Origin of the sequence: Actinobacillus delphinicola, assembly GCF_900638385.1 — a bacterium.
GTDB lineage: Bacteria > Pseudomonadota > Gammaproteobacteria > Enterobacterales > Pasteurellaceae > Actinobacillus_C > Actinobacillus_C delphinicola.
The window spans coordinates 546,598-572,361 of record NZ_LR134510.1 but is presented as its reverse complement, the minus strand read 5'-3'; the positions used below and the strand labels follow the sequence as shown (position 1 = coordinate 572,361).

General features: G+C 38.0%; 18 protein-coding genes. 9 read left to right on the top strand and 9 right to left on the bottom strand.

The window, feature by feature from the left end; genetic code table 11:
- Both mutY and EL259_RS02565 read right to left on the bottom strand, forming a co-directional pair.
- Complete coding sequence (mutY, locus tag EL259_RS02570) at nt 1-1,125, bottom strand: A/G-specific adenine glycosylase (protein WP_126598734.1); 1,125 nt, start codon at nt 1,123-1,125, stop codon at nt 1-3.
- A gap of 103 nt (nt 1,126-1,228) precedes the next feature.
- A complete protein-coding gene (locus EL259_RS02565) occupies nt 1,229-3,031 on the bottom strand; it encodes an AMP-dependent synthetase/ligase (RefSeq protein ID WP_126598732.1) in 1,803 nt (600 codons plus the stop codon).
- Between the two features lie 272 nt (nt 3,032-3,303).
- On the opposite strand from EL259_RS02565, the gene rapA reads away from it, so the two are divergent.
- From rapA to EL259_RS02545, 4 genes are all read left to right on the top strand, one after another.
- Nucleotides 3,304-6,201, top strand: coding sequence for an RNA polymerase-associated protein RapA (gene rapA / locus EL259_RS02560; RefSeq protein WP_126598730.1), 2,898 nt, complete (start codon nt 3,304-3,306; stop codon nt 6,199-6,201).
- Between the two features lie 9 nt (nt 6,202-6,210).
- Nucleotides 6,211-6,870 (top strand): bifunctional tRNA pseudouridine(32) synthase/23S rRNA pseudouridine(746) synthase RluA, encoded by a 660-nt coding sequence (gene rluA / locus EL259_RS02555; RefSeq protein WP_126598728.1) that lies wholly within the window; start codon nt 6,211-6,213, stop codon nt 6,868-6,870.
- A gap of 183 nt (nt 6,871-7,053) precedes the next feature.
- Nucleotides 7,054-9,051, top strand: coding sequence for a transketolase (gene tkt / locus EL259_RS02550; protein ID WP_126598725.1), 1,998 nt, complete (start codon nt 7,054-7,056; stop codon nt 9,049-9,051).
- Nucleotides 9,052-9,115: 64 nt separating this feature from the next.
- A complete protein-coding gene (locus EL259_RS02545; protein ID WP_172594208.1) occupies nt 9,116-9,409 on the top strand; it encodes a chorismate mutase in 294 nt (97 codons plus the stop codon).
- Between the two features lie 4 nt (nt 9,410-9,413).
- On the opposite strand, the gene citG is transcribed toward EL259_RS02545, so the two are convergent.
- From citG to citC, 5 genes are read right to left on the bottom strand one after another with little or no spacing between them, the layout of a single operon-like run.
- The gene (citG, locus tag EL259_RS02540) at nt 9,414-10,850 is read right to left on the bottom strand and encodes a triphosphoribosyl-dephospho-CoA synthase CitG (RefSeq protein ID WP_126598721.1); all 1,437 of its coding nucleotides are present in this window, start codon (nt 10,848-10,850) and stop codon (nt 9,414-9,416) included.
- Between the two features lie 11 nt (nt 10,851-10,861).
- A complete protein-coding gene (gene citF / locus EL259_RS02535) occupies nt 10,862-12,373 on the bottom strand; it encodes a citrate lyase subunit alpha (protein WP_126598719.1) in 1,512 nt (503 codons plus the stop codon).
- 15 nt (nt 12,374-12,388) lie between these two features.
- On the bottom strand, nt 12,389-13,270 hold the full coding sequence (citE, locus tag EL259_RS02530) for a citrate (pro-3S)-lyase subunit beta (protein WP_172594207.1): 882 nt from the start codon (nt 13,268-13,270) through the stop codon (nt 12,389-12,391).
- Nucleotides 13,267-13,554 (bottom strand): citrate lyase acyl carrier protein, encoded by a 288-nt coding sequence (gene citD, locus EL259_RS02525; protein ID WP_126598717.1) that lies wholly within the window; start codon nt 13,552-13,554, stop codon nt 13,267-13,269. Before citD ends, citE begins: the two co-directional genes overlap by 4 nt.
- 33 nt (nt 13,555-13,587) lie before the next feature.
- Nucleotides 13,588-14,604, bottom strand: a complete 1,017-nt coding sequence (citC, locus tag EL259_RS02520; RefSeq protein WP_126598715.1) for a [citrate (pro-3S)-lyase] ligase — start codon at nt 14,602-14,604, stop codon at nt 13,588-13,590.
- A 215-nt stretch (nt 14,605-14,819) separates the two neighbouring features.
- Here citC and EL259_RS02515 point away from each other — a divergent pair, with 215 nt between their 5' ends.
- Complete coding sequence (locus EL259_RS02515) at nt 14,820-16,292, top strand: DASS family sodium-coupled anion symporter (protein WP_126598713.1); 1,473 nt, start codon at nt 14,820-14,822, stop codon at nt 16,290-16,292.
- A 129-nt stretch (nt 16,293-16,421) separates the two neighbouring features.
- Here the strand turns inward: EL259_RS02515 and ssb are convergent, their stop codons facing one another.
- Complete coding sequence (gene ssb, locus EL259_RS02510) at nt 16,422-16,952, bottom strand: single-stranded DNA-binding protein (protein ID WP_126598711.1); 531 nt, start codon at nt 16,950-16,952, stop codon at nt 16,422-16,424.
- A 151-nt stretch (nt 16,953-17,103) separates the two neighbouring features.
- Here ssb and uvrA point away from each other — a divergent pair, with 151 nt between their 5' ends.
- From uvrA to mreD, 4 genes are all read left to right on the top strand, one after another.
- Nucleotides 17,104-19,938, top strand: coding sequence for an excinuclease ABC subunit UvrA (gene uvrA / locus EL259_RS02505; protein WP_126598709.1), 2,835 nt, complete (start codon nt 17,104-17,106; stop codon nt 19,936-19,938).
- Between the two features lie 290 nt (nt 19,939-20,228).
- Nucleotides 20,229-21,281 carry a rod shape-determining protein gene (locus EL259_RS02500; protein WP_126598707.1) on the top strand — a complete coding sequence of 351 codons (1,053 nt, stop codon included), beginning with the start codon at nt 20,229-20,231 and terminating at the stop codon, nt 21,279-21,281.
- A gap of 76 nt (nt 21,282-21,357) precedes the next feature.
- A complete protein-coding gene (mreC, locus tag EL259_RS02495; protein ID WP_126598705.1) occupies nt 21,358-22,512 on the top strand; it encodes a rod shape-determining protein MreC in 1,155 nt (384 codons plus the stop codon).
- A gap of 15 nt (nt 22,513-22,527) precedes the next feature.
- Entirely contained in the window at nt 22,528-23,019 is a 492-nt protein-coding gene (gene mreD / locus EL259_RS02490) for a rod shape-determining protein MreD (protein WP_126598703.1), read from the top strand.
- A gap of 87 nt (nt 23,020-23,106) precedes the next feature.
- Here the strand turns inward: mreD and clpB are convergent, their stop codons facing one another.
- Complete coding sequence (gene clpB / locus EL259_RS02485) at nt 23,107-25,677, bottom strand: ATP-dependent chaperone ClpB (RefSeq protein ID WP_126598701.1); 2,571 nt, start codon at nt 25,675-25,677, stop codon at nt 23,107-23,109.
- Between the last annotated feature and the right edge of the window lie 87 nt (nt 25,678-25,764).

The following is a 25,764-nucleotide window of genomic DNA, read 5'->3' as shown; positions in this document are numbered from 1 at the left end:
TTATATCCTTGTTAAGTAATTTAAAATATTTTTTACGGGTGTTGCGAGTCCGACAACGTTTAAAGATGTTAAATCATACCAATAATCGTCTTCATTTTGTACATAAGATTTTAAAGGTGGTACGACCTCTTGAACACTTTGACAGCGTTTCCAAGGAAATTCTCCCTTATTTTCTACTTTTTTTGAGGTATCTGTACAGATAAAAATAGGAATAATATCTAAATGGAAATGGCTGAAAGTGTGGCGGAAACTATTCCATTCTTGATAGTAGTGAATGTTTCTTTCTTGCAAATGCTGAAATAATTCTGTTTGAGATTCAAATTGCGGGAAACAGTAAAGCCCACCCCATAAACCTTCTGGCGCACGTTTTCGTAATCTAATTTTGCCTTGATTTTCTTCAATTAAAAAGTAAGTTTGACGAATTGGTAAGTTTTTTTTCGGTTTTTTGGTTGGATAATTTTGCCAAGCATCTTGTTGTTTTGCTTTACAATTTTCTGCAAGAGGGCAAATGTCACATTTAGGTTTACTACGGGTGCAGACCATCGCCCCAATATCCATCATAACTTGGTTAAAATCGGCGATGCGATCACGAGGTGCAACCTCTTCGGCTTTTTCCCAAAGTAAATTTTCGACACGTTTTTCACCAGGATAGCCTTCAATAGCAAAGTAACGACATAAAACACGTTTTACGTTTCCGTCCAAGATCGGATAAGGTTTGTTTAAACAAGAAGAAAGGATAGCTGCTGCTGTACTACGTCCAATTCCAGGAAGCGCAAGAACATCTTCAAACTCTGTTGGAAATTGTCCATGATATTTCTCGCACATCACTTGTGCGGCTTTATGAAGATTTCTAGCACGCGCGTAATAGCCTAATCCTGTCCAAAGATGTAATACTTCATCTAAAGGGGCATGACCTAACGCCTCTATATTCGGAAAATTTTTTGTGAATCGTTCAAAATAGGGAATCACGGTAGCGACTTGCGTTTGCTGTAACATAATTTCAGACAACCATACGCCGTAGAGAGTCTTGTTTATTTGCCAAGGGAGATTTTTACGCCCAAAACGATCGTACCAAGCGAGTACCGCTTTAGCGAAAGGTGCCGTAGAATTTGAAGTAGCTTGCATAAAGTTCAATGAGTGTTAAAAGCAATTAGTTTAACAAAAAAAGCCATTCAGCAGAAATAGGATAACCTAAATCTCTGAATGGCAAAGTATAAAGATAGGAAGTTTATTTGTGTGAGCTATACATAGCTTCGATTTGTTTTTTATAACGTTCAAGAATGACTTTACGTTTTAATTTTAATGTCGGCGTAATTTCATTCATTTTCATAGTGAAAGCTTCAGGCAACAAGGTGAATTTTTTTACTTGTTCAAAACTTGGTAATTCTTTTTGTAAACGTTGAATACGTTTTTCAAAGAGTTTAAGAATTTCAGTATTTTTAACCAGATCAACACGGTTTTTATAATGAATATTCAACTCTTTTGCATAAGCTTCTAGCGTTTCGAAACAAGGCACAATTAAGGCTGATACGTATTTTTTGGCATCTGCAATAATCGCAATTTGATCGACAAATTTATCTTTACCAATTTTACCTTCAAGAACTTGTGGTGCGATGTATTTACCAGTAGAGGTTTTCATAAGCTCTTTGATACGATCAGTAATGAAGAGATTACCTTGTGCATCGATTTCGCCTGCATCTCCTGTTCTTAAGAAACCATCTTCGGTAAACGCTTCTGCGGTCGCTTGTGGATTTTTATAATAACCTTTCATCACCATACCACCACGAACTAAAATTTCATTGTTTTCTCCAATTTTAACTTCGCAATTCGGCATTGGTACGCCAATAGATTCTGGATTGAAATTATCTTCACGACCACAAGAAACAGTAGCTGTCGCCTCTGTTAAACCATAACCAGCCTTAATATTAATACCGATTGAGAAGAAAAATTTTGCGACACAGGGATCAAGTTTAGCACCACCACAAGGCATAATTTTGATGCGTCCACCCGTGATACCACGTAATTTACTTAAAACAAGTTTATCAGCGAGATTGAACTGTTTTTGTAATAGATATGAAACATGTTGTTTTTTACTTGTGCGGGTAAAGTAAGCTTTCCCTACACGTAATGCCCAATAGAAAATGGCTTTACGGAAAACAGGGGCTTGGTGAACTTTATCCATTACTGCGCCATAAACTTTTTCATAAAAGCGTGGAACGGCACACATTAAAGTTGGACGAACTTCGCTTAATGCTTCTTTGACAGCATGCGGATCTTCTAAGTAAGCATAGACTACACCACGATGTAGCATATACGCTTCCCAACCACGTTCATAAACGTGTGAAAGCGGTAGGAATGCTAACGAAATATCATTAGTACCAAGTGGTTGTAAAGCAAGATCATGGGCTTCCATTTGGTGGGCGAGATTAGCGTGGGTGAGCATAACACCTTTTGGATTGCCCGTTGTGCCGGATGTATAAATAAGGGTAAAAAGATCATCCATATTTTTTTCTTGTAAGCGTGCATTGAGCTCAGCTTGCATATCTGGATAACCATCTTTTACGAAATCAGCCCATGACATTCCAAGCGGTTGATTCCTAAGGTCAATATTTTCTTTCATTGCGACAATATGTTGTAGCTGTGAGCATTGTTGCACTGCTTTAATTGCTTCATCATATTGCTCTTGATTGCCGACGAATAAAATTTTAACGTCAGCATTATCTAGAATGTATGCTGCTTGTTCTGCGGTGTTCGTACCATAAATTGGCACAGCAATTGCACGAATTTGCATTGCTGCATAATCTGCGATTGTCCAACGTGGCATATTATTTGCAAAAATAGCGATTTTATCTTGGACGTTGATCCCGTAAGCTAATAATGCACGGGAAAGCATATCAATTTGTGCGAGAAAATCTTTCCAACTAATGTCTGTCCATTTACCATTACTGTTGTAACGTACCGCTGGATGATTGGCGAGCGTACGAGCTTGATTGCGGATACGTTCTACAATGTGATAGTGTAAATTGTTCATAAATTTATCTCTTTGAGCTAACAAGTGTTCGCTAATATAAAACTACTTTAAATAAATTGCTAGTAAAATATTCTAATAATCTAAGAAATTTAAAGGGCTAACATGAAAAAAATTTTTAAAACACTTGTTCACTGAAAAAAATTTCTTATGGATAAGAATAGCGTGAAGAAATTTTTCTTGTTGTATCAATAGGATAATTTTACGGTTTATTTTCTTTGTTATTCAGCATAGAATAGCCGACTTTTTATCATAAAATAGAGTTGTAAATAGTTATGTCATTTGTTATTGGTCAGCGCTGGATAAGCGAAAGTGAAAATAATTTAGGTTTGGGATTAATTACAGCAGTTGATGCTCGTACTGTAACCATTTTCTTCCCTGCATCAGAAGAAACCCGAATTTATGCAGTAAAAAGTGCGCCTCTTAATCGTGTTACATTCAATGTAGGGGATGAGGTGACACATTGTGAGGGATGGAAAGCGCAAGTCGTGGATGTGATGACACGCAATGATGTAAATATTTATTTGGTAAAACGTCAAGACAATGGCGAAGATGCTGTTATGCAAGAATTGGATATTGCGCATCATATTACTTTTAGTAAGCCACAAGATCGTCTTTTTAATGCTCAAATTGATAGAGCGGATCATTTTACACTTCGTTATAACAGTTTTTTACATCAACAAGCACAATTTCAATCTCCACTGCGTGGATTGCGTGGAGCAAAAGTTGGGCTAATTCCTCACCAATTACATATTGCAAACGAAGTAGGGAATCGTATTGCTCCTCGCGTTTTATTAGCTGATGAAGTGGGGTTAGGTAAAACCATTGAAGCGGGCATGATTCTTCAACAGCAAATTCTTTCTGAAAAAGCACAACGTGTGCTAATCATTGTGCCAGAGAGCTTGCAACATCAATGGTTGGTAGAAATGTTACGCCGATTCAACCTTCATTTTTCATTGTTCGATGAAGATCGTTGTAGCGATTTTGATGATAAAGGCGAAAATCCATTTGATAGTGAAAATTTAATTATTTGTTCACTTGATTGGTTAATGGCAAAACCACGTCGTGCGAAAGAAGCACTTGAAGCTGATTTTGATATGTTGGTAGTGGACGAGGCACACCATTTAAAATGGGAGATTGATAATCCAAGTGGCGAATATCAATTGGTTGCAAATTTTGCTCAAAAGATTCCAGGTGTTTTATTATTGACGGCAACGCCTGAACAATTAGGGCAAGAAAGTCACTTTGCCCGTTTGCATCTCCTTGATCCAGAACGTTTTTACAGTTTCGACGCCTTTTTAGAAGAACAACAAAATTATCAAAAAGTTGCGGATGCCTTAAAACCACTTTTTGCGAATAAAAAATTAACTAAAAAAGCAGAAACTCAAATTGTTAAATTGTTGCCTGAAGAAAAGGCACTATTAGAAGCACAATTTTCTGAGCTGAATGATGATGAGAAATCGGAAGAAGAAAAAATTGCGATTCGTCAAAATATTATGATGAAACTGATTGATCGTCATGGCACCAGCCGTGTGTTATTCCGCAACACACGCCAAGGTGTACAAGGCTTCCCAAAACGTATTTTTGAAGAAGTACGTTTGCCATTACCCAGCCAATATCAAAATACAATTAAGGTAATGAATTTATTGGGTGAAACAAAAAATATTAACTTGAATCATCCAGAACAAATGTTCTTAAAAATGAACCCAGATGCACGTTGGTGGGATTTTGATCCACGTGTGCAATGGCTCATTGATTTCTTAAAACAAAATCCAAAAGAAAAAGTATTGGTAATTTGTCAGCAAAGCCAAACAACGCAACAATTAGAACAAGCACTGCGTGAAAAAGAAGGGATTAATTCAGCACTTTTCCACGAGAAAATGTCGATTATTGAACGTGATCGTGCGGCAGCCTACTTTGCTGATGAAGAAGGCGCTCGTGTATTATTAAGTTCAAGCGTAGGCTCAGAAGGACGTAACTTCCAATTTGCCTGCCACTTAGTCCTATTTGATTTACCGCGTCATCCAGACTTATTGGAACAATGCATTGGACGTTTAGATCGTATCGGGCAAAAACGTGATGTACATATCTACGTACCATGTTTTGAAAATAGCCCAACTGATCGTCTTGCAAACTGGTATGACAAAGGTCTTAATGCCTTTGCAGAAACTTGCCCAATGGGGACGGCGATTTTTGAGCGCCATGGTGAAACGTTACAACAATATCTTGATCATCCTGAGAATACAGAAGGTTTTGATACGCTAATTAAAGAAACGCAAGCAAGCCGTGAAGAGTTATACAAAACTCTTGAAGCAGGGCGTGACCGTTTATTAGAAATGAATTCTAGCGGTGGAAAACAAGCTCAAGAACTTGCAGAAGCGATTGCTGAGCAAGATGGTTCGACAGAGTTAGTTAATTTTGCACTGAAACTTTTTGACATTGTAGGCGTAGAACAAGAAGACATTGGCGAAAAAACAATTGTTATCAAACCATCAAGCACCATGCTTGTGCCTGATTTCCCATATTTGAAGGAAGAAGGCGTGCCAGTAACATTTGAACGTGATTTAGCCCTCGCTCGTGATGAAGTCGAGTTTTTGAACTGGGATCACCCAATGATTCGTAATGGGATTGATTTGATTACCACAGGTGATATCGGTAAAAGTACCGTTTCTTTATTGATAAATCCAAATCTACCTGCAGGGACATTGTTGCTTGAGCTTATTTATGTTGTTGAGGCACAGGCACCAAAAGGCTTGCAAATTACACGTTTCCTACCGCCAACACCAATTCGTTTATTGGTGGATATGAAAGGTAATGAACTGAGCCAACAAGTACCGTTTAAAGTGTTGCAAAAACAGTTACGACCAATGAAAAAAGCCACAGCTAACTCAGTTGTGAAAATGATGCAGCCACAAATTATGCAATTATTAGCAACAGCAGAAAGTAAAATCGAACAACCTGCAAAAGAAGTTATCGAGAGCGCAAAAACATTGGCGGCGCAAACGTTAGATAGTGAAATTACACGTTTACAAGCATTGCAAAAAGTGAATAAAAATATTCGCGATAAGGAAATTCAAACATTAGAAGCACAACGCGATCAAATTGCTCAAGAGTTAGAATTGGCACGTTGGCGTTTAGATAGTTTACGCTTAATTGTAAGTAATAAAGCATAGGAATTGAAAATGGCATTATTGCACTATGATCCTCCCAAAGATCCTTATTTAGATGTGATTTATCACGACGATCACTTATTGCTTGTCAATAAACCGAGTGGCTTATTATCCGTCCCGGGAAGTCAGCCACAGTTTTTTGATAGTGCAATGACACGGGTGCAAGAAAAATATGGTTTTTGCGAGCCTGCGCATCGACTAGATATGGCGACAAGTGGGTTAATTGCATTTGCCATGAGCAAATTAGCGGATCGCGAATTGAAACGTCAATTCCGAGAACGTGAGCCTAAAAAGTATTATCAGGCGTTGGTATGGGGACATTTGAAAGAGGATCGTGGGGTAGTGGATTTACCCCTCATTTGCGATTGGGAAAATCGTCCTCGCCAACGGATTTGCTTTGAAAATGGTAAAAAAGCGAGAACAGAGTTTGAAGTATTAGAGCGCTTACCGAATAATACGACTCGTGTTAAGCTAACACCGATTACTGGGCGCTCTCATCAATTAAGATTGCATATGCTTGCGCTTGGACATCCAATTTTAGGGGATAAATTCTACGCACATCCACAAGCAAAAGCGATGTCACCACGCCTATGTTTGCACGCAGAGTTTTTACAAATTGCTCATCCTAAAACGGGTGAAATTATGCAATTTTCATGCCCTGTTCCTTTTTAAAAAGGTTTTTGGAAGCAAATAATTGATTATCACGCCTCAATTTTCCATAAATTTTTTGGAAAATTGAGGCGTTATTTTTATTTATCCTATAGAATTAATAGTGCTTTTTATGAGTAATATCACAAAATTTATTTTAAAATTAGGTAAAATAACCAGCAATTTTTTTATATTTAGGAGATCAATATGACAACTCGTAAAGAATTAGCTAACGCCATTCGTGTTTTAAGTATGGATGCTGTGCAAAAAGCCAATTCGGGACACCCAGGTGCACCGATGGGGATGGCAGATATTGCAGAAGTTTTATGGCGTGATTTTTTACATCATAGTCCAACCAATCCACATTGGGCGAATCGTGATCGTTTTATTCTTTCAAATGGTCATGGCTCAATGCTCATTTATAGCTTATTACATTTAACGGGCTATGATCTTTCAATTGATGATCTCAAAAATTTCCGTCAACTTCATTCAAAAACACCAGGACACCCAGAATATGGATATACGCCAGGTGTTGAAACCACAACAGGTCCACTAGGTCAAGGTATTACCAATGCTGTGGGTATGGCGATCGCAGAAAAAACTTTAGCGGCTCAATTTAACCGTGAAGGTCATAACATTATTGATCACCACACTTACGTATTCCTTGGTGATGGCTGTTTAATGGAAGGGGTTTCACATGAAGCTTGTTCTTTAGCGGGTACTTTAGGGTTAGGTAAATTAATCGCATTCTATGATGACAATAATATCTCTATTGATGGTGAAGTAGAAGGTTGGTTTACTGATAATACACAAGAACGTTTTGAAGCTTACGGCTGGCAAGTAATTCCAGGCGTGGACGGTCATAACAGTGATCAAATCAAAGCAGCGATCGAAAAAGCACAAGCAGAAACTGATCGCCCGACATTAATTATTTGCAAAACTATTATTGGTTACGGCTCACCAAACAAACAAGGCACTCATAACTGCCACGGTGCGCCACTAGGTAATGATGAAATTGCATTAGCACGTCAAAATCTTGGTTGGAATTACGGTCCATTTGAAATTCCAAAAGAAATTTATGCAGAATGGGATGCAAAAGTAAAAGGTGAAGCGTTTGAAAAAGCGTGGAATATTGAATTTACTGCGTATGAAGAAGCTTACCCAGAACTTGCTGCGGAATTAAAACGTCGTTTAAGCGGTGAATTACCAGCAGATTGGGCGAAACAAAGCCAAGCATTCATTGAACAATTACAAGCAAACCCTGCAAACATCGCAAGTCGTAAAGCTTCACAAAATGCTATTGAAGCGTATGCAAAATTCTTACCAGAATTTTTAGGTGGTAGTGCAGACTTGGCAAGCTCTAACTTGACTTTATGGTCAAATGCAAAACCAATTCGTGCAACGAAAAACCAAGATGGTAATTACCTCAACTACGGTGTGCGTGAATTTGGTATGTCTGCGATCATGAACGGTATCGCATTACACGGTGGTTTCTTACCATATGGTGCAACTTTCTTAATGTTCTTTGAATATGCACACAATGCAGTGCGTATGGCAGCATTAATGAAACAACGTGTACTTTTCGTTTATACCCACGATTCAATTGGTCTTGGTGAAGACGGTCCAACACACCAACCAGTAGAACAAACTACAGCATTACGTTTAATTCCGAATTTAGATACATGGCGCCCATGTGACCAAGTAGAATCAGCAGTTGCATGGCAACAAGCGATTGAACGTACTGATGGTCCAAGTGCGATGATCTTTAGTCGTCAAAACTTAACTCAAATGGATCGTACTGCGCAACAACTTGCAGACATCACACGTGGTGCTTATGTGCTTGTTGATTGTGAAGGTACACCAGATCTTATCTTCATCGCGACAGGTTCTGAAGTGGAATTAGCAGTAAAAGCCGCTCAACAACTAACTGCAGAAGGTAAAAAAGTTCGTGTAGTTTCAATGCCATCAACAAATGTCTTTGATAAACAAGATGCGGCATATCGCGAAAGCGTATTACCAAGCAATGTGACTAAACGTGTTGCAATTGAAGCAGGTATTGCTGATTTCTGGTATAAATATGTTGGTTTCGGTGGTCGTATCGTAGGTATGAAAACTTTCGGTGAATCAGCACCAGCAGGTGAATTATTTAAAGAATTTGGCTTCACAGTAGAAAATGTTGTGAATGTTGCGAAAGAAATTCTTTAATTTTTTGCGAAATCTTATAAACTGCACCATTTTGGTGCAGTTTTTTTATATTTTAAGGAAAGTAATGACAGCCGAACTTCAAAAACTTCGTAAACAGATCAATCAAATTGATGATGAACTCTTAACCCTTCTTCATCAACGCCAAATTATTGTGCATGAAATTGGTAAACAAAAACAGCAAGAGCATTTACCACTGCGTGATCTTAATCGTGAGCAGCAAGTTTTATCAAATCTAAAAATGAAAGCAAAAACACGTCAACTTCATTTAAGCGATGATGATATTGATGCAATTTTCCACATCATTATGCAACGTGCGCTTGATCTACAAGTACAAGAATCTCATCAAAATATTAAATAACGCCCTAATTTTCGGAAAAATTTATTTGATTTGAGTGATCAAAGTTAATGCGTAGAAGAGCATGAAGAAAAATACTTAGAGCAAGCAAATCTGCGCTTCCACCTGCACTTAAATTTTTTTCCATACATTGTGTATCAAAGTTTTCTAAACGTGATTTTAGATAAGGTAAATCATGATAAATTTGGTTGTCCTCTAGTAGTGCTTTAGCATGTTGTTGAATAAATTCTAAACCATCTAAACCACCACGGTGGAGAATATTGGTATCTGCATTTTCATGCATCAAATGTAATAGGAACAGGAATTTTTGATGTTCAAAACTTAGATGCTGATATTTATCAAAAATACAGAAATATTTGCGTAAAAGTGGAAAACCAGCCTCTGCCTCTCCACGAGCGCCTTTTACACCATATCGTTTGAATAAGGTGATACCTGCGGTAACAGGATATTGCCCATCAGTTAATTCTTTGGTGATACCTTGACACATTTCGGCAACTAAATTACAAATATTTTCTAATGTAAAAAAATGGTCCTGATGCCAAAAATTTTTAGTACTGCTCAATCGTCCGATAGCAGTACAGACTAAACCAAAGCTAAAAACAGCCCCTTTGTGCGTATTTACCCCTTTAGTAACGAGAAACATTGCATCTTCTGCTTTAATGCCTAATGGACGTAAGCGGGATAATATTTCAGAAATTGGTAAATGTGCAGTTTGTTGCCCAAAACGAATGAACTTAGCGAAATATGGACGTAAAACTCGGGCGCTTTGTTGTAAAAGCCGAACATTCATATCTTGGTGTGCGCCAGTATTTTTTGCGTCAACTAATCCTGGTTTAGGCGTTAAGCACGCTTCTTCGACCAAGGCATCACTTGCATGGTAAGCAAGTTTTTCAGCAAGATAATCTTGAGCGACTAAATTTTGCATATAGTTGTGAAGATCTGCGAGTGAGTGTTTACGATTTCTTGCACAAATTTTAGCATTATCATCACAAAGTAAGCAGCTTCGAGCAGGAACATAAAAATCGGTTCGGTTGAGGATTTCACCAGTTGGTGTAATGACATCAATATCCCAAAGGCGGGCTAGGGGTAAACTTTCTTCTATTTCGATGCAATATTGTTTTAATAAACGAGGGTCAATTGATAAGGCAAAAATTGCCTCATGCCCCGTGGATAAGAATTGGATAGATTGTGCAAGGGGAACGATTTTCAACATTTGGAATAATGTATTTAATCGATCGAGTGCACGTTTAAAAACATAATCAAGAAGTGGATTCCTTTTTACGCCACCCATTGCCACAAGTGTGACGGATAAGACTGATTTTTTATAGGTTTCGCAATATTTTTTTTGTAAACGTGCACGCTTTTCTTTTGCGTCCAGAAGTTCGAGTAAAGGAACATCGCTACCTTGTAGCGATGTTATATTATAAAAATTTTCTAAGTACATAGGGTAGATACTTATTCTTTTACTTGATAAACGGCATCGATTACTGAACCATCGCGATAACGAACAACAGCAACAGGACGATCCGTAAATTCAATTGCCTCCGGTTTGCCTGTAATACTGTAGGCAAGTTGACAAAGCTCTTCAATAGTGTGAAGTTTCATACCAGCATCTGTTAACATTTTAATCAGATCAGGGCGGCTTGGATTAACTGCAACACCATGGTCAGTGACAAGGATATCAATATTTTCACCTGGGGTCACGCAAGTGATGACATTTTCAACCACTGTTGGAATACGACCACGAACCAGAGGCGCTACGATAATGGCTACCTGAGCGCAAGCAGCAGTATCACAGTGACCGCCTGAGGCACCACGAATTACGCCATCTGAACCAGTTAAAACATTGACATTAAATTTCGTATCAATTTCCAATGCACTTAATACAACCACATCAAGACGATCAACTGAAGCCCCTTTTGAGCTACAGTTAGCATATTGATTTGCAGAGATTTCAATATGATTTGGATTGTGAGCAAGAGATTCAGCTGCATCTTTATCAAAGCTTTGGACATCAAGCAGTTTTTCAATTAGCCCTTCTTCATGAAGTTTCACGATAGTAGAAGTAATTCCACCAAGTGCAAATGAGGCTTTGATATTTTTAGCACGCATTTTATCGCCAAGGAAACGAGTTACAGCAAGGGCTGCGCCACCTGAACCTGTTTGTAATGAAAAACCATCTTTAAAATAAGTGGTATTCATGATTACATCGGCCGCTTTACGTGCAATGAGAAGTTCGCGAGGGTTGGTTGTAATACGAGTCGCACCGCCACCAATTTTGCTTGCATCGCCCACTTCATCTACTTTTACAATGAGATCAACATGATCTTGAGTAATGCTCGCAGGGCTATTTGGATAACCAACGATTTCTTCAGTTAATAGTACAACTTTGTGCGCAGCTTCTGCATCGGTACGAGCATAGCCAAGTGAACCACAAACACTTTTACCCGTATAACCATTTGCGTTACCAAAATTATCGCAGGCTGGTACGCCGAGGAAAGCCACGTCAATGTTGATTTCACCGCTTTTGATTAAGTGTACACGTCCACCGTGAGAGTGAATATTTACAGGAGTAGGTAATAGACCATGAGAAATCTCATCAGCTAATTCGCCACGTAATCCAGACGTATAAATACGGGAAACCACGCCATTTTTAATATGTTCAATTAGTGGTTTGTGGCTATCAATTAAAGAACTAGATGCTAGGGTTAAATCTTTAATTCCCATTTCTGCAATTTTTGCCATCACTTGGTTGATAACTTTATCACCGTTACGGAATGCGTGGTGGAATGAGATAGTCATGCCACTTTTTAAGCCACTACGTTTAATGGCTTCTTCTAAGCTATCGCAAAGTTTACGAGTAGGTTCTGTTTGTGCAAGAGAATCTGCTTTTTGAACAGGTTGATAAGCGTGTAGTTTAGAATTATTTTCGAGTACTTTTTCAATACGTTGTTCACGATCTGTCATATCCATTCTCCTTGCTTATTCGTCACGAATGCCAGATTTTGCACGTTCTAATACGAGTTTTGCACGTTCAATAATAGGTGCATCAATCATTTTACCGTTTAAGGAAGCAACGCCTGAACCTTCTCTTTCGGCTTGTTTGGCAGCTTCAATAATGCGTTTAGCCTGATCGACTTCTTTTTGAGTTGGTGCAAAGATGTTATGAATAAGCTCAATTTGGCGTGGATTAATTAATGATTTTCCATCAAAGCCAAGTTGTTTGATAAGGCTTGCTTCTTTTAAAAAGCCTTCTTCATTGTTTGCATTAGAATAAACGGTATCAAAGGCTTGAATACCCGCAGCACGGGCGGCTTGTAAAATGGAACAACGAGCATAGAAAAGCTCAACACCATCTGGTGAACGTTCTGTTTTTAAATTACGAACATAATCTTCCGCACCTAATGCAATTCCGATGAGGCGAGAAGAAGCGACTGCGATTTGATTAACTTGAGTAATACCAAGTGGTGATTCAATAGCAGCAAGAAGTTTGGTACTTCCTACTTCACGCCCACATTGTTTTTCAATTTCAGCAATGGCATGATCCATATCAATGACGTCTTGTGGTGTATCGGTTTTTGGCATACGCACAACATCAACGCCTGCACGCACAACCAGATTTAAATCTTTTAGACCAAATTCAGAATCAAGAGGATTAACACGGACAACGGTTTCGATACCATATTCTTTATAAAGTGGCATTCCCAATGTATGAGCGACGAGGATTCTAGCGGTATCTTTTTCTTTTAATGCGACAGAATCTTCTAAGTCAAACATAATGGAATCAGGGCGGTAAATAAAACTGTTGCTGAGCATTGCGGCATTTGAGCCTGGCACGAATAGCATGCTACGTCTTAATTTCATAGCAGATCCTCCCAACTTAGTTGATCATCGGTAGCACGTTGTAAAGCGGCTTTAAGGCGAGCTTGTAGTACACAATCTAATGCACCTTTATCTTCAATAATAAATAAGCCCTGTGTGACACCAAGTTGCGTTAGAACTTTTTCTACTGTAGCTTGAATGGCTTTACCAAATTGTTTACCGACAGAGCTATTGATTTCAATATCAAGCTCATCAGCAGGAGATACCCTTACCAATGCATCGCTTGATTCAAGGGTACCTGCGATAGCAGATTTTGTTATTTTCATTTTGTTTCCTTCTGTTGGGTTAACACAGATTACTTAAGAATATTTTTCTAATAAATAATCGAAAGTTGTTTTTGGGACGAGGTGTATAATTTCATCCCACTGCTTATCCTTAATCAACTTCCTGACATAAGAGGCTGAAATTGCCATACCATTATATGCCTTTCTTTCAATTTCGATAACATTAATTGCTGGTTTATTAAGCGGCGCTTTTTCTAGCCAATAGTGCATTTCTTGATTGTACTTTGCTGTTACAGGACAAAAAGGCTCTTGAGCGACAAACCGTTGATTGATATGTAATGCTGGGGCGATATGTTCACGGAACAGTTTGAGATCGATTTCTGCATAGCAATCATCGGTGATCCCCTGATCCTTAATAAAATAATTAGGGAAGGTCGCTTTAGAAATAATGTATTCTGAGCCTTTATGTAAACAAATTTTGTCACGAAGATCGGCAATTCCTTGTTCCACCAGAGAAAATCTTTCATCATAACTGAATGTAGAGGCATTTTCTCCTACTACAAAGATATGTAGAAAATCACATTGCGTTAATGCAAACTCAACAAGATAACGATGCCCTAATGTAAATGGATTAGCATTCATAACAATACTACCAATATGTGGAGCAATAATACTATTTTGACTTAATTTGTTGCAATATTTCTCCAACCTAGTTTTACTATTTTCGAGTAAAACCATATAGGGCAACGCATCGGATATTAAATAGAAACCACAAGATTTAAATACTTTTTGATATTCTGGTTTTGTATAGATAAATAAATCTTTACGTCCTAATTCATAGGCTTTGTTGATTAACTCAGTAGCAAGAGAAAGTAATATGTTTTCTCCTCTATAATTATCATCAATAGCGATACATTTTATTATATTATTGTCTAATCCACCACATGCTATAATGTTATCTTCTTGATAATAAATAATAAAATTATCAATCCCCTCATCAATAATGAGATTGTTTTTATGTAAAAATAATTTTATTTTATCTACTTCATTTTTATTATCTTTCAATATACATTTTGATAACACAGTATTCATAATCTATTCACATATTAATATTTTAATTTACTTAATGATATTTTTTTATTAGTAGTTTAATACTTAAATTTTAAAATGCGATATCTTTCGTAATTATTATTGATACATATCAAACTTAATTTTTAAAATATATTTAATCGAAAAATAAACGGAGTATAATACGGCTATATCCAAAACTGGATATATTAATTAGTCATATTTAAGGAAGGCAAAGAATGAATTTTAAAAAGATTATTCAGTATGCCATCATACTGATTTTCCCAGTATTAACATTTATTATTCCTGCACCAGCAGGGCTACCCGTCATCGGATGGTACCTCATTGGTATTTATATTGCAGCTATTTTAGGTATTATCTTTAAACCTTTTCCAACTCCTGTTGTTTTATTAACCGCTGTTGCTGTATCCGCCATTGTCATTGGTAACACTGCAGAACAAATTATGCCAGATGGAACTAAAGTGTTATTAAAACAAACTGACGTTTTAAGTGGATATAAATCAGGAACTACTTGGTTAGTATTCGCTGCATTTATGCTTAGTACCGCCTTTGTTATTACTGGCTTAGGTCGCCGTATCGCTTATAAAATGATTGGTGCTTTTGGTAGCACTTCATTGCGCTTGGGATATGTTAATGCTTTTTTGGATTTCATTATTTCTCCTGCAATGCCTTCTGTAACCGCACGTGGTGCTGGAATTATGTTACCGATTATGAATTCAATCTCCCTTTCTTTAGGCTCAGAGCCAACCAGTAAAGAAAGTGCGAAAAAAATTGGTTCATATTTGATGGTTAATACTTACATGGTTGTAAAAACAACAGGTTATATTACGTTCACTGCAATGGCAACCAATGCGATTGCGTTAAAATTATTACAACCTATTTTGAATTTACAACTTAGCTGGATGCAATGGTTCCTCGCAACCTGTGTACCTGGACTTGTTTGCTTATTCCTGGTTCCACTTATTACTTACTTCCTTAATAAACCGACTTTAAAAGCAATTGATAATAAGAAAATTGCGAGTGATGGTTTAGAAGAGATGGGACCAATGAGTTATGCAGAAAAAGCATTACTTGTTATTTTTATTCTTGCCGTATTAGCGTGGATGCTTTCTAGTTATCTCCATTTAAAATCTTCTATTATCGCAGTTGCGATTATGCCACTTCTTGTTTTATGCAAAATCGTAACGTGGGACGATTTACTTGCTAAAAAAAGTGCATGGAACACCTTTATTTGGTACGGGGGATTGCTTGGTTTAGCATCTGTCCTCGATAAAGCAAACTTCTTCCACTGGTTAGCAAGCGTAATGGAAAGCATGATTCATAGTGATGCAAATCATGCAACCCTTATCACAATTGTGATTTTATTCTTGAGTGTTGTCGTTCGTTATCTTTACGCTTCTGGTGGAGCATATGTGGCATCAATGTTGCCAGTATTTGCTGCCGTAGGGGTTGCAGCAGGCGCAAATCCATTTACATTAGGTATGGGACTCCTTTGTACAAGTTGTTTCGGTGGTGCTCTTACTCACTATGGTTCTGGTCCAGCTGCACCAATTTTTGGTACAGGGTATAACAGTATTAAATCTTGGTGGTTGACAGGTGGTATCATGGCATTAGTGTCATTGATCGTATTAGCGACTATCGGTTTTGGCTGGTGGAACTTCATCCTTCATATGGGATGGATTCAAGCTTAATTTGAATATATTTAAATAGTCACGCCCCAATTTTCATAAAATTTTTCGAAAATTGGGGCGTATTTTTATTTTTAAAATATAAAAAATCTCATCCGAAGATGAGATTTAAAAGATGACTAATTTTGCAAATTAGAATGGAATATCACCATCTACTGGACCATCAATTGGTGGCATTGGCGCTTCTGAACTTGGTGTTGGTTGAGGTGCGTATGCTGGTGCAGCTTGTTGATAGGTGTTACGTGGTGCTGCAGCTGGTGCAGGACGAGCCATATTGTTTTGTGCATAACCATTTGGATTATTGAAACCACCCATTTCAGCGCGTTCGTTACGGCTATCTAACATTTGTAGCACATCACCTTGAATTTCAGTGGTGTAACGATCTTGACCATTTTGATCTTGCCATTTACGAGTACGTAAACGACCTTCGACATAAACTTTAGAACCTTTACGTAAATATTCGCCAACGATTTCTGCTTGACGACGATAGAACACAATACGGTGCCACTCAGTAATCTCACGGCGTTCATTGGTGTTTTTGTCAATCCAGTTTTCGCTGGTTGCAACGCTAATGTTTGCAACTGCGCTTCCATTTGGTATCGTACGTACTTCAGGATCTGCACCCAAGTTACCTACGATAATAACTTTATTTACACCTGCCATTTTTTTCCTCTTATATTGGGTTAGTTTTTTTAATTAATGTAATTATTTTGCCTTAATATCATCAAAAAAGCTACCTTAAAAAATAAAGTTACCCTGCTATTTTTAGAATATGCGATAATGATCGTATGTTTTATTTTTGTACAGTTTAGTTATGGAAAATATCGATATTCGTGGTGCACGTACCCACAATTTAAAAAATATTAATCTTACCATCCCACGTGATAAATTGATCGTCATTACAGGGCTTTCTGGATCAGGAAAGTCTTCTTTAGCTTTCGATACGCTTTATGCTGAAGGGCAGCGCCGTTATGTAGAATCGTTGTCGGCATACGCTCGTCAATTTTTATCATTAATGGAAAAGCCAGATGTCGATCATATTGAAGGGTTATCACCTGCGATTTCTATTGAGCAAAAATCGACTTCACATAATCCACGTTCAACAGTAGGGACAATCACAGAAATCCATGACTATCTGCGCTTATTGTTTGCTCGAGTTGGTGAGCCACGTTGTCCTACGCACCATACACCGTTGACTGCACAAACCATTAGCCAAATGGTAGATAAAGTAATGAGTTTGCCAGAAGGAAGTAAATGGATGTTGCTTGCACCTTTGGTCCGTAACCGCAAGGGAGAACATTCAAAACTTCTAGAAAACATTGCTGCTCAAGGATATTTACGTGCACGAATTGATGGTGAAATTTGTGATCTTTCCGATCCGCCAAAATTAGAATTACAGAAAAAACACGATATTGAAGTCGTGGTTGACCGTTTTAAAATCCGTGAAGATTTAGCGCCACGTCTTGCTGAATCTTTTGAAACGGCACTTGAACTTTCAGGTGGATTAGCCGTGGTGGCATCTATGGATGATAAAGAGGCTGAAGAAATTTTATTTTCTGCAAATTTTGCCTGCCCACATTGTGGTTATTCGGTTTCTGAACTTGAGCCGCGTTTATTTTCTTTTAATAATCCTGCAGGGGCTTGTCCAACCTGTGATGGATTAGGTGTCCAACAATATTTTGATGAACATCTTGTGGTGCGTAATCCCTCCATTTCTCTTGCGGGTGGTGCAATTAAAGGATGGGATCGCCGTAATTTTTATTATTTTCAAATGCTAAGTTCTTTGGCAAAACATTATCATTTTGATATTGAAACTCCATGGGAAGATCTATCCCCTGAAATAAAAGATATTATTTTAAATGGGTCTAAAGACGAAGAGATTGAATTCCAATATATCAATGATCGAGGAGATGTGGTGGTTCGCCATCATCCTTTCGAAGGGATTCTCAATAATATGGCGCGTCGCTATAAAGAAACTGAATCTTTAGCAGTGCGAGAAGAATTGGCTAAAAATATGGGGCAACGACCTTGCAAAGATTGTGAAGGCTCTCGTTTACGTTTAGAAGCACGTAATGTCTTTATTAATGATGTGAATTTACCAATGATTGCTGAGCAAAGTATTGGTGAGGCATTGAGTTTCTTTGAAAATCTTGAATTAACGGGGCAACGTGCCAAGATTGCAGAAAAAATCTTAAAAGAAATTAAAGATCGTTTGCAATTTTTAGTCAATGTAGGGCTCAACTATCTTTCATTAGCACGTAGTGCCGATACGTTATCGGGCGGTGAAGCGCAGCGTATCCGTTTAGCAAGCCAAATTGGAGCAGGTTTAGTGGGCGTGATGTATGTGTTGGATGAACCATCAATCGGCTTGCATCAACGAGATAATGATCGTTTGCTAAAAACATTATTACATCTGCGTAATCTAGGGAATACGGTTATTGTTGTTGAACATGATGAAGATGCAATTTTAGCGGCAGATCATATTATTGATATTGGTCCTGGCGCAGGGGTACATGGTGGGGAAGTGGTTGCACAAGGTACGCCAGCGGAAATTATGCAGGATCCAAAATCTATCACGGGGAAATTCTTATCTGGTAAAGAAAAAATTGAGATTCCTGAAAAACGTACGCCGATCGATCACGATAAGCAATTAGTTTTAACTGGAGCGCACGGGAACAATTTAAAAGATGTAACCTTGAAAATTCCTGTTGGGTTATTTACTTGCGTGACGGGGGTGTCAGGTTCAGGAAAGTCAACTTTAATCAATGATACGCTGTTCCCATTGGCACAAAATGTATTAAATCGTGCTGAAAATCAACAAGTTGCGCCATATCGTAGTATTGATGGTTTACAGTTCTTTGATAAGGTTATTGACATTAATCAAAGCCCAATTGGACGCACGCCACGTTCTAATCCTGCGACATATACAGGCATTTTTACCCCAATTCGAGAACTTTTTGCTGGCGTACCAGAGGCTCGAGCACGTGGCTATAACGTGGGACGTTTTAGTTTCAACGTAAAAGGTGGACGGTGTGAGGCCTGCCAAGGGGATGGGGTAATTAAGGTAGAGATGCACTTTTTACCAGATGTCTATGTACCTTGCGATCAATGTAAGGGAAAACGCTACAATCGCGAAACACTAGAGATTTTCTATAAAGGAAAAAATATTCATCAAGTTCTCGATATGACTGTAGAAGAGGCACGAGAATTTTTTGATGCGATCCCAGTACTTGCGAGAAAATTACAAACCCTGATTGATGTCGGGCTTTCTTATATTCGTTTAGGACAGTCTTCAACAACGTTATCGGGCGGGGAAGCGCAACGTGTGAAATTGGCGACCGAACTTTCTAAACGTGATACGGGTAAGACTTTATATCTTCTTGATGAGCCGACAACAGGCTTACATTTTGCGGATATTAAACAGTTACTAACGGTATTGCATCGCTTACGGGATCAGGGCAATACCATTGTGGTGATTGAGCATAATTTGGATGTTATCAAAACGGCTGACTGGATTGTCGATTTAGGACCAGAAGGTGGTAATGGTGGTGGGCAAATTATTGCCGAAGGCACACCAGAGGATATTTGTAAGAAAGGTATTTCTCATACAGGGCGATTCTTAAAACCTATTTTGGATAAACAAAAATAAATGTAACGCCGTTAAATTCGGAAAAATTTATGGAAAACTATGAAAAAAGCATGACTTAACTAATAATAAGTAGAAAGTCATTTATCTTCATAGTACCATAGTAAAAATTTTGAATAAAAAATTGTAAATATTACCGCACTAATACGAAAAATAGTGGTCTAACCCCACGGGTGATTTTTCATCATAACAATAAAAATTTCTGTAAAAAAAGGGGTTTTTTTGTTAAATTAGTGCCAATTTTTTGGTAGTTCACACACGAACAGTGACGATGTAGAGTTGACGGAAGAGTTATGTTTAAAAAAATTCGAGGATTATTTTCCAATGATCTTTCTATCGATCTTGGGACCGCAAATACTTTAATTTATGTTAAAAATCAAGGTATTGTATTAGATGAGCCTTCAGTGGTCGCAATCCGTAAGGATCGCAGTGGTGCATTAAAAACAATTGCTTGCGTAGGACGTGAAGCAAAATCAATGCTTGGTCGTACACCGAAAAGTATTGAAGCAATACGACCGATGAAAGATGGCGTAATTGCAGATTTCTTTGTAACAGAAAAAATGTTGCAATACTTTATTAAGCAAGTTCATAGCCATAACTTTATGCGTCCAAGCCCTCGAGTTTTAGTGTGTGTGCCAGCAGGTGCGACTCAAGTTGAACGTCGTGCTATTCGTGAGTCTGCATTAGGGGCAGGAGCACGAGAAGTTTATTTAATTGAAGAACCAATGGCAGCGGCTATTGGTGCGAAATTACCTGTATCAACATCTGTAGGTTCAATGGTAATTGATATTGGTGGTGGTACAACTGAAGTAGCCGTTATTTCATTAAATGGTATTGTATATTCCGCATCTGTACGTATTGGTGGTGATCGTTTTGATGAAGCGATTGTTAATTATGTACGTCGTAAACATGAGGCGATTATTGGGGAACCAACTGCTGAACGTATCAAAAAAGAAATCGGTACTGCCTATGTTCGTGAAGGCGAAGAAGTCAAAACCATGGAAGTGCATGGTCATAAATTAAAAGAATCTGGACCTCGTGCCTTTACATTAACATCTAATGACTTATTAGAAGCATTACGTGGTCCGTTAAGTGGGATTGTAGATGCGGTTAAGAAAGCATTAGAAGAATGCCATCCAGAACATGCTGCGGATATTTTTGAACGTGGTATTGTATTAACTGGTGGTGGGGCATTATTACATAATATTGATCTTCTTCTTTCTCAAGCGACTGGTGTACCGGTCGTTATTGCTGAAGAACCATTAACCTGTGTTGCACGCGGTGGTGGCGAAGCTTTAGAAATGATCGATATGAATGGTGGCGATATTTTCAGTAATGAAATTTAACCTTATATCCATGAAAGTGCGGTTTCTGTACCGCACTTTTTTCCATATCCCTGTTAAAATATAATTAAATAATTGAATGAAATCTTGGTTTTCGCGCTCGCCAGCATTAGGCATTCGCTTTGTTGTTGCTCTCATATTGAGTTTACTCTTGATTTTAGCTGATGGGAATAAGATTCCTGTTATGGTTAGTTTGAGAAATATCATGGAAAATGGCATTAGCCTTGTTTACTATTTTGCCAATGCTCCACATTATTTATTAGATGGTGTTTCTGAAAATTTTGTTAATAGCCAAAAATTACGTCTTGAAAATAAAGTCCTTACTGCTGAATTAAAAGAAAAAGAAGCGGATCTTTTATTACTTGATCATTTAAAAGTAGAAAATCAACGGTTACGCCTCCTCCTCAATTCTCCTCTTCGCCAAGATGAATATAAAAAATTGGCTCAAGTTATTAATGCAGAAAATGATAATTACCATCAACAGCTTGTGATTAATCAAGGAAGTAAAGATGGAGCCTTTGTTGGGCAACCTGTTATTGATGAAAATGGGGTAGTTGGGCAGATTATTTCAACAGGGGAACATACCAGCCGTGTTCTATTGATTACCGATGTATCTCATTCAATTCCTGTACAAGTTCTGAGAAATGGTACCCGAATGATTGCAACAGGAACAGGGCATTCTGATGAATTAACATTAGATAATGTTCCAAGATCAACTGATATCAAAGTGGGTGATTTACTCGTAACATCGGGATTAAGCGGACGTTTTCCAGAAGGCTTCCCAGTTGCGACAGTCGAAAAAATCGAGCGTAATCAACAAAATTACTTTGCTACGATTACAGCTAAACCACAAGCGAATATTGCAGGACTTAGAGATGTTTTATTAGTTTGGCCAACTTCGCAAGATTTACATCGAGCACAAACAATCACACCAGATGAAGTAAAAGATATGGTGAAAGAGCGGTTTGCATTACAAGAGAAAAAACAGCATAGTGATTTATTTAGTCCTCCTAACACGTCTTCTGATGTGAATAAGCCGTTAAGTTTTACCGATTCATCTGTTGATGATATTGCGGATACACCTGATGCAACTGATCCTGAAGAAGTTGTTGCTGTGGATGCGGCAAATGAGAATAATCCTATTCCTCAATCGGATAGTATGCCATCGGATGATGCTAAAAAGGTTGAATCGATGCCTCATTCTAAACAAGACAGTAAAGCAAAACGTAACTAGGTAGGGAGAAGTAGAATGAAAAACCTGCATTGGGGACATTATCTTTGTATTCTTATCGTTTTCTTTTTGGCGGTAGTATTACAGGTGTTGCCATGGCCACAAGGTTGGCAAGGTGCAAGACCTGCATGGCTCGTATTGGCGGTAATGTATTGGATATTAGTATTACCAGATAAAATTAATATTGGTACGGCATTTGTTATCGGCATTGTTTGGGATTTAGTAACAGGTTCAGTGCTAGGTGTGCACGCCATGGTATTGGTGATCTTTGCTTACTTTATTCGTATAAAATATATGATGTTACGTAATCTATCATTGTGGTTTCAAAGTATTCTCGTCATTTTCTTCGTGATGTTTATTCGATTAGGTTTATTCGTGATTGAATATATTCTTTACCACAATGTTACCTTTGATCCACACTGCTTGTATGGAGCATTACTTTCAGGCATCTTATGGCCATGGCTAGTATTATTATTGCGTAGTGTTCGTTATCGTATTCGTTTATATTAAAAGACTAACACGCCCCAATTTTCTATAAAAATTATGTAAAAAAAACCGTATGTGGAAACATACGGTTTTTTATTATCAGTCAGTTAATTATTGATGAATTTCAATTTTATGATCTTTTTCATCAATGATGACAGGTTTTGCTGGAAGAAGTGAACCAGAAAGAATATCTTCAGCAAGTGGATTTTCAATTTCTTGTTGGATTGCACGTTTAAGTGGACGAGCCCCATAAATTGGGTCGTAACCTACACTACCAACGAAATCAACAGCTGCATCGGTAAATTCAAGTTCATAACCATGTTCTAACATACGTTTTGCCAAACGTTGTAATTGGATTTTCGCAATTTGACGAATGTTTTCTTGGTTAAGTGGGTGGAATACTACGGTTTCATCAATACGGTTGATAAATTCAGGGCGGAAGTGTTTACTTACCACTGACATAACCAATTCTTTCATTTCATCGTAGCTGAGATCTTTATTACCTTGGATAAGGTCAGAACCCAAGTTAGATGTCATGATAATGACCGTATTACGGAAATCGACAGTACGACCTTGACCGTCAGTTAAGCGACCATCATCTAATACTTGCAATAAGATATTGAAGACATCAGGGTGTGCTTTTTCAACTTCATCTAATAAGATTACGCTGTATGGATGACGGCGTACCGCTTCAGTCAAATAACCACCTTCTTCGTAACCAACATAGCCTGGAGGCGCACCAACTAAGCGTGACACGCTATGTTTTTCCATAAATTCGGACATATCAATACGTACCATTGCATTTTCATCATCAAACATAAAGCTTGCTAATGTTTTACAAAGTTCAGTTTTACCTACCCCAGTTGGGCCAAGGAATAAGAATGAACCTAATGGACGGTTTGGATCAGAAAGCCCTGCACGGCTACGGCGAATTGCATTTGCTACTGCATCCACTGCCTCATTTTGACCAACGACACGACGATGAAGCGCATCTGCCATGCGAAGAAGTTTTTCACGTTCACCTTCCATCATTTTTGCGACTGGAATACCAGTTGCGCGAGAAAGGACTTCGGCAATTTCTTCTTCTGTAACACGGTTACGAACAAGGGTCATTTCCTTGTCTTCCGCATTTTCAGCTTGAGCAAGTTGTTTTTCTAATTCAGGGATTTTGCCATATTGTAATTCTGACATTTCTTCAAAATTACCAGAGCGGCGTGCTTGTTCCCATTTAATGCGTGCATTTTCAAGTTCAACTTTAATATGTTGAGTACCTGAAAGGGCTGCTTTTTCACTTTTCCAAACTTCTTCAAGTTCAGAATACTCTTTTTCTTTCTCTTTTAATTCTTCCTCAACCATTTCTAAACGTTTACGGCTAGCCTCATCGTTTTCTTTGGTAAGAGCGTTTTGTTCAAGTTTTAATTGAATAATACGGCGTTCCAATTTTTCTAACGGTTGTGGTTTTGAGTCAATTTCCATACGGATACTTGATGCTGCTTCATCAATTAAATCAATGGCTTTGTCTGGTAATTGACGATCGGAAATATAACGATTAGAAAGTGTAGCTGCGGCTACAATTGCAGGATCGGTAATTTCTACATGGTGGTGAATTTCATAACGTTCTTTTAAACCACGTAAGATCGCAATGGTATCTTCTACACTTGGCTCATCGACTAATACTTTTTGGAAACGACGTTCAAGTGCTGGATCTTTTTCAATATATTGACGATATTCATCAAGGGTAGTTGCACCCACACAGTGTAATTCACCACGTGCAAGTGATGGTTTTAATAAGTTACCCGCATCCATCGCACCGTCGGTTTTACCCGCACCAACCATGGTATGGATTTCATCAATGAAAAGAATGATACGACCATTTTCTTGACCGATTTCTTTTAAAACTGCTTTTAAGCGTTCTTCAAATTCACCACGGAATTTTGCACCTGCGATAAGTGCGCCCATATCAAGGGAGAGTACACGCTTATGTTTTAAGCCTTCAGGCACATCGCCATTCACAATACGTAGTGCTAAGCCTTCAACGATAGCTGTTTTACCAACCCCTGGTTCCCCAATGAGAACTGGATTATTTTTAGTACGGCGTTGTAAAACTTGAATGGTTCGACGAATCTCCTCATCACGTCCGATTACAGGATCGAGTTTACCTTTTTCAGCACGTTCAGTAAGGTCAATGGTATATTTTTTCAGTGCTTGACGATTTTCTTCAGCATTTTGATCATTCACGCTTTCACCTCCACGGATTTTTGCGATTGCTGTTTGCAAACTTTCTTTGGTCGCACCGCATTTTTGTAAGATTTTGCTTAATTCATCTTTGCTATCCATAATAGCGAGTAAAAATAATTCAGAAGAAATGAATTTATCTTTATTCTGTTGGGCTAATTTATCGCAAAGATTGAGTAAATTAATTAAATTGCGTGAGATTTGTACATCCCCGCCTGTTCCTGAAACTTGTGGTAAGCGTGCCATTTGCGCTTCTAACTCACTGCGTAGAGTGCCTAAATTAACACCACTTGCAGTTAGAATTGAACCAATGGAACCATCTTGTTGGTTTAAAAGTGCAAGTAATAAATGCACGGGTTCAATAAATTGGTTATCACGACCTACGGCAAGAGATTGAGCTTCAGCAAGAGCTTGCTGGAACTTACTAGTAAATTTTTCAATATTCATAAATATCTCCTTTAAGAAGTGAAATTTATTATGTTTCTTATGGTGATTATGAGTTGCGTATTTACAAAAATAATACCCTTTTAGGGC